The organism is Streptosporangium nondiastaticum, from assembly GCF_003011965.1.
In the GTDB taxonomy this organism is placed as follows: Bacteria; Actinomycetota; Actinomycetes; order Streptomycetales; family Streptomycetaceae; genus Streptomyces; species Streptomyces nondiastaticus.
Window position 1 is genome coordinate 1 of the sequence record NZ_PXWG01000218.1, and the last position, 6,993, is coordinate 6,993.

A 6,993-nucleotide genomic window follows, 5' to 3' on the forward strand; every position below is an offset into this window, starting at 1 on the left:
GCCGCCCTGCCCCCTCGGGGCCGGGCGGCGCGGGCGTTTTCGCTTGCGGAAAACAGGGCGGGCGCCGCGGGCACCCGCCGTGGAAGGATGGCCGGAAAGTCGCGAAGTTAAGGAGATGCCCAGGTGCCTGGAACGAATCTGACCCGCGAAGAGGCGCAGCGGAGGGCACGTCTGCTGACCGTCGACGCGTACGAGATCGAGCTCGACCTCTCCGGCGCGCAGGAGGGCGGCACCTACCGCTCCGAGACCGTGGTGCGGTTCGACGCGGCCGAGGCGGGCGAGACGTTCATCGACCTGGTGGCGCCCGCGGTGCACGAGGTCGTGCTGAACGGGACCGCCCTGGATGCGGCCGAGGTGTTCGCGGACAGCCGGATCGCGCTGCCGGGCCTGGTCGCCGGCCGCAACGAGCTGAAGGTCGTCGCGGACTGCGCCTACACCAACACCGGCGAGGGCCTGCACCGCTTCGTCGACCCCGTCGACCAGCAGGCCTATCTCTACACGCAGTTCGAGGTGCCGGACGCCCGGCGCGTCTTCGCCTCCTTCGAGCAGCCCGACCTGAAGGCCGTCTTCACCTTCACCGTGAAGGCGCCCGAGGGCTGGACCGTCATCTCCAACTCGCCGACCCCCGAGCGGCCCGCCGACAACATCTGGCGCTTCGCGCCGACGCAGCGGATCTCCACGTACATCACGGCCCTGATCGCCGGCCCGTACCACGCCGTGCACAGCACGTACGAGAAGGACGGCCGCAGCATCCCGCTCGGCATCTACTGCCGTCCCTCGCTGGCCGAGTTCCTGGACGCGGACCACATCTTCGAGGTGACGCGGCAGGGCTTCGACTGGTTCGAGGAGAAGTTCGCCTACGCCTACCCGTTCCCGAAGTACGACCAGCTGTTCGTGCCCGAGTTCAACGCGGGCGCGATGGAGAACGCCGGCGCGGTCACCATCCGCGACCAGTACGTCTTCCGCTCGAAGGTGACGGACGCCGCGTACGAGACGCGGGCCGAGACGATCCTGCACGAGCTCGCCCACATGTGGTTCGGCGACCTCGTCACCATGGAGTGGTGGAACGACCTGTGGCTGAACGAGTCGTTCGCCACCTTCACCTCGATCGCCTGCCAGGCCTCCGCCCCGGGATCCCGGTGGCCCCACGCGTGGACCACCTTCGCGAACTCCATGAAGACCTGGGCGTACCGGCAGGACCAGCTGCCCTCCACCCACCCGATCATGGCCGACATCCGCGACCTCGACGACGTCCTCGTCAACTTCGACGGCATCACGTACGCCAAGGGCGCGTCCGTCCTCAAGCAGCTCGTCGCCTACGTCGGTGAGGACGCGTTCTTCCGCGGCGTCCAGGCGTACTTCAAGGAGCACGCCTACAAGAACACGCGCCTCGCGGACCTGCTCGGCGCGCTGGAGAAGACCTCCGGCCGCGACCTGACCACGTGGTCCAAGCTGTGGCTGGAGACCGCCGGCATCAACATCCTGCGCCCGGAGATCGAGACCGACGCGTCCGGCGTCATCACCTCCTTCGCCGTCCGCCAGGAAGCGCCCGCGCTGCCCGCCGGCGCCAAGGGCGCTGTGTCCGATGATGCGGCTCCGCCGCGTGGCACGCTGCGGCCGCACCGCATCGCGATCGGCCTGTACGAGCTGGAGGGCGGCAAGCTCGTCCGCAAGGAGCGGGTGGAGCTGGACGTCGACGGCGAGCTGACCGCCGTCGACGCGCTCGTGGGCAAGGCCCGCCCGGCCGTCGTGCTCCTCAACGACGACGACCTGTCCTACGCCAAGGTCCGCCTCGACGAGCAGTCGCTGGCGACCGTCACCGCCCACCTCGGCGACTTCGCCGAGTCCCTGCCGCGCGCCCTGTGCTGGGCCTCCGCGTGGGACATGACGCGCGACGGCGAGCTCGCCGCCCGCGACTACCTCGCCCTCGTCCTCTCCGGCATCGCCAAGGAGTCGGACATCGGCGTCGTCCAGTCCCTCCAGCGGCAGGTCAAGCTCGCCATGGACCTGTACGCCGCGCCCGACTGGCGTGCGACCGGGCTCGCGCAGTGGACCGAGGCGACCCTCGCCCACCTGAAGTCCGCCGAGGCCGGCAGCGACCACCAGCTCGCCTGGGCCCGGGCCTTCGCCGCCACGGCCCGCACCGACGAGCAGCTCGACCTGCTGCAGGGGCTCCTCGACGGCACCGAGAAGATCGACGGCCTCGCCGTCGACACGGAGCTGCGCTGGGCCCTGCTCGGCCGCCTCGCGGCGACCGGCCGCGCGGACGAGGCCGCCATCGCGGCCGAGCTCGACCGCGACCGGACGTCCGCGGGCGAGCGGTACGCGGCGGCGGCGCGGGCCTCCCGGCCCACCGCCGAGGCGAAGGAGGCCGCCTGGGCGTCCGTCGTCGAGTCGGCCGACCTGCCCAACGCCGTACAGGAAGCCGTCATCGGCGGCTTCGTCCAGTCGGACCAGCGGGAGCTGCTCGCGCCGTACGCCGAGAAGTACTTCGCCGCGGTCAAGCCGGTGTGGGAGACCCGCAGCCACGAGATCGCCCAGCAGATCGCGGTCGGGCTGTACCCCGCGCTCCTCGTCTCCCAGGAGACCCTGGACACGACGGACGCGTGGCTGACCTCGGCCGAGCCGAACGCGGCCCTGCGGCGGCTGGTGCTGGAGTCCCGCTCGGGCGTCGAGCGGGCGCTGCGGGCGCAGGCGGCGGACGCGGGCGCGGCGAGCTGACGCTCGCTGCGCGAAGGGTGCGGGGTGCGCGCCCTGCACCCTGCGGCGGGGGTGGTGAGGCCGTGCCTCACATTCCCGCCGCGGCGGCGAGAAACCACCGCGGCGCGGTTCGGCGGTGCCGTACGGGCTCAGGTGGGCCCGGCACCGCCGGTCACCGCCGCTGTGGCTGATCGCCGTCGCGGCGGATTCAAGGGTGCAGGCACCCTTGACCCGGTGCCCCGTCCGGAGGACCCACGGCACCGCCGGTAGCCACCGCTGTGGCTGATCGCCGTCGCGGCGGATTCAAGGGCGCGGGCGCCCTTGACCCGGTGCCGCGGCCGGAGGGGCCGGGCCTCAGGCCTGCTCCGTCCTCGCCGCGCGCCGCGCCAGCAGCGCGGCGCGGCGCTCGTCGAACTTCGTCGCCTGGGCGTCCAGGTCCGCCATGAACGCGCCCAGTTCCTCCTGGGCGCGGAGGCCCTCCGGGCCCAGGCCGGTGATGTCCAGGACCTTCAGGAAGCGCAGCACCGGCTGGAGCACGTCGTCGTGGTGGATGCGCAGGTTGTAGATGCCGCCGATCGCCATCTGGGCCGCCGCCCGTTCGAAGCCGGGGATGCCGTGGCCGGGCATCCGGAAGTTGACGACGACGTCGCGGACGGCCGCCATCGTCTGGTCCGGCGCGAGCTCGAACGCCTTTCCGAGCAGGTTGCGGTAGAAGACCATGTGGAGGTTCTCGTCCGTGGCGATGCGGGCGAGCATCCGGTCGCAGACGGGGTCGCCGGAGTGGTGGCCGGTGTTGCGGTGGGAGATGCGGGTGGCGAGCTCCTGGAAGGCCACGTAGGCGACGGAGTGCAGCATGCTGTGCCGGTTGTCGGACTCGAAGCCCTCGCTCATGTGCGACATCCGGAACCGCTCCAGGGCGACGGGGTCGACGGCCCGCGAGGTCAGCAGGTAGTCCCGCATGACGATGCCGTGCCGGCCCTCCTCCGCGGTCCAGCGGTGCACCCACGTGCCCCAGGCGCCGTCGCGGCCGAAGAGCTGGGCGATCTCGTGGTGGTAGCTGGGGAGGTTGTCCTCCGTCAGCAGGTTGACGACGAGCGCGGTGCGGCCGATGTCGGTGACCTTGGACTGCTCGGGCGCCCAGGCCTCCCCGCCCATGATGCCGTCGAAGTCGCGCCCGTCGCTCCAGGGCACGTACTCGTGCGGCATCCACTCCTTGGCGACCTTCAGGTGCCGGTTGAGCTCGGTCTCGACGACCTCTTCGAGTGCGTACAGCAGGCGGCTGTCGCTCCACACGGCCCGGGCATGGTGGCGGAGGGGGGCGATGGTCACGGACAGCTCCAGGGGAAGATCGTACTTACGGCTGCGTAGGTTACGACACCGTAGGTTACGTGGCTCGTAAAGCGAAATCCCTGGTTCCGGAAATGAGGCCGGGAACACATGCGCAAAAGCCCGGTGCCCCCGGTCCGAGAAGGACCGGGGGCACCGGGCTGAAGCGGAAGGAGCGGCTAGCGCGTGCGCGGGTGGTGGGTGTCGACGGTGTGCGGGTTGTCCGAGTGCCTGGCGGCGACCATCGTGAGGCCGGCGATCACCAGGAAGAGGACGATCGGCGCGGCGACGTAGAGGCCGAGCGTGTTGATCACGCTCAGGCCCGGACCCGGGTCGTCACCGTCGTCGCGGGTGAGCGCGAACGCGGGGGACGACATCAGCAGCATCAGCAGCGTGCCGGCCGAGATGGCACCGGCTCGCACGGCGTTCTTGTTCTTAGAGCTCACGGCCTCAAGATATCGGGAGCATAAGAGGCCCGCGCGCCCGGGGGTGGGGCTACGGCTCCGCCGGCGCCGCGACCTCGGCCATCAGGACCCGCAGCCGGGGCGAGGCGGTCAGCTCCTCGAGGGACAGCGGGCGTCCGTCGGGCCCCGCGACGGGCAGCCGCCAGTTGGGGTACTGGTCCCACGTGCCGGGCACGTTCTGCGGGCGGCGGTCCCCGACGGCGTCGGGCAGCCAGACGCCGACGAGGCGGGCGGGGGTGCGCAGCAGGTAGCGGTGGACGGCCAGGACGAGCGCCTCCTCGCCGTGCTCGCCGTGCGGCCCCCCGGGCAGGAGCCCGAGCCGGGTGAAGAGCTCCAGCCACTCCCCCGTCTCGCGGGCGTCCTCGCGCTGCTCCTCGGCGAGGGGGCGGGTGAGCAGCCCGAGCCGGTGGCGCAGGCCGACGTGGTCGCCGGTGAGGCGGGCGGCGGTGCTGGGCAGGTCGTGCGTGGTGGCGGTGGCGAGGCAGCCGGCGCGCCACCGGCCGGGCGGCAGGGGCGGCGCGGCCGCGCCGGTCGCGTAGTCCCGCTCGAACCACAGGACGGACGTCCCGAGCACGCCGCGCTCGGCCAGGGCCTCGCGCACCCCGGGCTCGACGGTGCCGAGGTCCTCACCCACCACGGTGGCGCCCGCCCGGTGCGCCTCCAGGGCGAGGACGCCGAGCATGGCCTCGGGGTCGTAGCGCACGTACGTGCCGCGCGTGGGCTCCTCGCCCTGCGGGACCCACCAGAGCCGGAAGAGGCCCATGACGTGGTCGACGCGCAGGCCGCCGGCGTGCCGCAGGAGGCCGCGCAGCAGCTCGCGGTAGGGGCGGTAGCCGCCGGCCTCCAGGGCGTCGGGGCGCCAGGGCGGCAGGCCCCAGTCCTGGCCGCGGGGGCTGAAGGCGTCGGGCGGGGCGCCGACGGACATGCCGGCGGCGTAGGCGTCCTGCTGCGCCCAGGTGTCGGCGCCGGAGGGGTGGACGCCGACGGCGAGGTCGTGGACGAGGCCGATGCGCATGCCGGCGGCGCGTGCGGCGCGCTGGGCGGCGGCGAGCTGCTGGTCGGTGAGCCAGGCGAGCCAGCGGTGGAAGCCGATGCGGCCGGCCAGCTCGGTGCGGGCGCGGGCGGTGCGGGCGGAGCGGGGGTCGGCGAGGCCGCCGGGCCAGGAGCGCCAGTGCGGGCCGTGCACCTCGGCGAGGGCGTTCCAGGCGCAGTGGTCGTCGAGGGCGCGGCCCTGCTCGGCGACGAAGGCCTCGTAGGCGGCGCGGCGGGCGGGGGCGAGGGGCACGGTGCGGACGAGCTCCAGGGCGCGCCGTTTGAGCTCCCAGACGGCGTCGCGGTCGATGAGCTCGCCCTTGTGGAGGACGGCGTCGCGCAGGGCGGCGGCGCGGCCGAGGAGCTGTCCGGCGCGCTCGCGCGCCTCGCCGGTGAGCAGGGCGAACTCGGGGACGTCGGCGACGCGCAGGTGGACGGGGTCGGGGAAGCGGCGGGACGAGGGCCGGTAGGGCGAGGGGTCGGTGGGGGCGCCGCCGGCGCCGGGGACGGCCGCGTGCAGGGGGTTGACCTGGACGAAGTCCGTGCCGAAGGCGCGGCCGGACCAGGCGGCGAGCGCGGCCAGGTCACCGAGGTCGCCCATGCCCCACGAGTGGGCGGAGAGCAGGGAGTAGAGCTGGACGAGGAAGCCGTGGCCGCGCGCGGGCGGGGCGGGCAGCCGGTCCGGGGCGACGATCAGGTGCGCGGCGGCGGAGCGGCCGTCGGGGGCGTGGGCGCGCAGCAGGTGCGTGCCGAGCGGGAGCGCGCCGGGGGCGTGCGCGGAGGCCGCTTCGGCGCCGCCGGCGGCGAGGTCCAGGACGACGACCGCGCCGTCCTCGGTCTCCACGCACGCCTCGGTGCCGGGCGGCAGGGCGGGCAGCGCGCCGCGGCCCTCCCGCAGGACCACCGTGGCGGGCAGCAGCCTGCGCCGGGCCGCTTCCTCGTGGACGGCCAGGGCGTCGCGCACGGAGGCGGGCGTGGCGGCGTCGACGCCGAGCGCGGCGAGGACGGCGACGACGGTGTCCTCGGGCACCTCCACGCTGCGGCCGGGCGCGGGGCTGTAGGACGTCGCGATGCCGTGGAGTGCGGCGAGCCGCGCTCTGGCCGTGAGCACGTCGGCCATCACCACCTCCGCAGGTGTCCGTGCCGAAGGCCGTACCCGCCGCCGGGCGGCGGGACACCACTCGAATTCCCGTTCACCCGCGGACGTTCGGCTTTCACGGTCGACGCGCCGGGCAATACAGGCACTTCGGTCACGTGCGTTGACACGTCCACCGGCTGGTGATGGGCTCGCCCCCGTCCGGAGTACCGCGAGGCGAGGGAGACGGCCGTGCACTTCCGGGGCAGCGACTCCTCACCCGCCGGCCACGGGCCCGCGCGCCCCCGGCGGGCCGGGGTGACCGTCCTGGCGGCGGCCCTGCTCAGCGGCCTGCTGGCGGGCGCGCCCGGCACCTTCGCCGCGCCCCGCCCGGGC

General features: G+C 73.9%; 4 protein-coding genes. 1 reads left to right on the forward strand and 3 read right to left on the reverse strand.

Annotated features, from left to right (window positions below):
• The first annotated feature begins 123 nt into the window (after window positions 1-123).
• Window positions 124-2,721, forward strand: coding sequence for an aminopeptidase N (gene pepN / locus B7P34_RS34320; RefSeq protein WP_106682070.1), 2,598 nt, complete (start codon window positions 124-126; stop codon window positions 2,719-2,721).
• A 333-nt stretch (window positions 2,722-3,054) separates the two neighbouring features.
• On the opposite strand, the gene B7P34_RS34325 is transcribed toward pepN, so the two are convergent.
• The 3 genes from B7P34_RS34325 to malQ form a co-directional block, all read right to left on the reverse strand.
• Complete coding sequence (locus B7P34_RS34325) at window positions 3,055-4,029, reverse strand: acyl-ACP desaturase (protein ID WP_106682071.1); 975 nt, start codon at window positions 4,027-4,029, stop codon at window positions 3,055-3,057.
• Between the two features lie 176 nt (window positions 4,030-4,205).
• Window positions 4,206-4,472, reverse strand: coding sequence for a hypothetical protein (locus B7P34_RS34330; RefSeq protein ID WP_043188910.1), 267 nt, complete (start codon window positions 4,470-4,472; stop codon window positions 4,206-4,208).
• Window positions 4,473-4,521: 49 nt separating this feature from the next.
• A complete protein-coding gene (gene malQ, locus B7P34_RS34335; protein WP_106682072.1) occupies window positions 4,522-6,642 on the reverse strand; it encodes a 4-alpha-glucanotransferase in 2,121 nt (706 codons plus the stop codon).
• Window positions 6,643-6,993 lie beyond the last annotated feature (351 nt).

What these genes read in the sequence shown, in the direction of transcription:
- malQ (WP_106682072.1), bottom strand. Translation starts at nt 6,642, where the DNA reads ATGGCCGACGTGCTCACGGCCAGAGCGCGGCTCGCCGCACTCCACGGC.